This is a genomic window from Polaromonas sp. P1_E1_2, assembly GCF_056406035.1.
The window spans coordinates 1-1417 of record NZ_JBFUAZ010000835.1 but is presented as its reverse complement, the minus strand read 5'-3'; the positions used below and the strand labels follow the sequence as shown (position 1 = coordinate 1417).

The window sequence follows — 1417 nt, the reverse complement described above, 5'->3', positions numbered from 1 at the left end:
CGGCTGGTGGAGGCGCTGGCTCTTCCGGTCAGCACGGCGCTGCTCAAGGGGCGGGCCAGCTACCTGTGTCTGCACCGCATGGAAATGGCGCGCCAGGAGGCTTATTTGCCCGACGGCGTTTCCGTGCGCGCCTTGGCCAAAATTGAAGAATGGTCCAAGCTCACGCGCACCGGCGACCTGGCCGAACTCCCGGGGCTGGATGAACGTTCGCCGATGATTCCTCTGGTGACCTCCACGCGTGAAAATTGCCTGGGCGCCACCTGTCCGCGTTTTCGGGCCTGTCATGTGAACCTGGCCCGCAGGGAAGCCATGGCTGCCGACGTGGTGGTGATCAACCACCACCTGTTTTTTGCCGATCTGGCGGTGCGCGAATCCGGCGTCGCTGAGTTGCTGCCTTCCGTACGCATCGCCATCTTCGATGAAGCGCACCAGCTCAACGAGACCGGCGTGCAATTTCTGGGAACAAACCTGACCACGGGCCAGCTTCTTGATTTTGCAAGGGACATGCTGGCMACCGGCCTGCARCTGGCSCGCGGSCTGGTSGATTGGCAGGAGGTGGTGTCGGYCGTCGAGCAYGCTGCGCGCGAGCTGCGYCTGTGYGCCGGGAAACAGTACCCAGGCACCAAACTGCGATGGGTGGGTGAGTCTCCGGAGGGGTTGAATGCGGCTGAGTGGAACAGTGCGTTGCAAGTCATTCACACGTCCTGCGAGCGGGCTTGTGTCGCCCTGGATACGGTCAGTGAAATCGCGCCTGATTTCGTTCGCCTCCATGAGCGTGCCGAGGAACTGGCGGAACGCGCCCAGCGTTTCGTTCATGCATGCGAACCGGGCTGCGTGCGCTGGGCGGACGTGGGAACCCAGCTCCGGCTGGTCGAGTCGCCACTGGATATTTCGAAGGCGGTGAAAAGCAAAGTGCTGGGTGCCTCCGCCGGCTCGGCGAAGTCCTGGATATTCACCTCCGCCACACTGGGAGATGACGACAAGCTCAGCTGGTTTACCAAGCCTTGCGGACTGGAAGATGCCGAGGTCTTGCGGGTAGGAAGTCCTTTTGATTACGAGAGGCAGGCGGCATTGTATGTGCCTGAGGTGTTCCCCAAACCGGGAGACCCGGCGCACACCATGAAAGTCGCCGAAGCTGCAGCGAGATGGTCGGGACGTCTCGGGGGGCGCACCATGGTTTTGACGACCACACTGCGGGCTTTGCGCACCATTGGTGATGCACTCAGAGAGGTTTTTCTGAATTCGCCGGACATGGAGGTGCTGGTTCAGGGGGCCATGCCCAAGCGTGTGCTGATTGAACGCTTCCGAGCAGGTAATGCCAATGGCGGCAAAGGCTGCGTGCTGGTGGCTTCGGCGTCATTTTGGGAGGGCATTGACGTGCCTGGCGACGCGCTGCAACTGGTTGTCATTGACAAGC

1 protein-coding gene is annotated in these 1417 nt (G+C 61.6%); it reads left to right on the top strand.

Annotation, left to right across the window (positions count from 1 at the left end):
* Positions 1–1417 (top strand): ATP-dependent DNA helicase (locus tag AC1D1P_RS23365; protein WP_477674641.1); only part of this gene is annotated, 1417 nt, incomplete at both ends.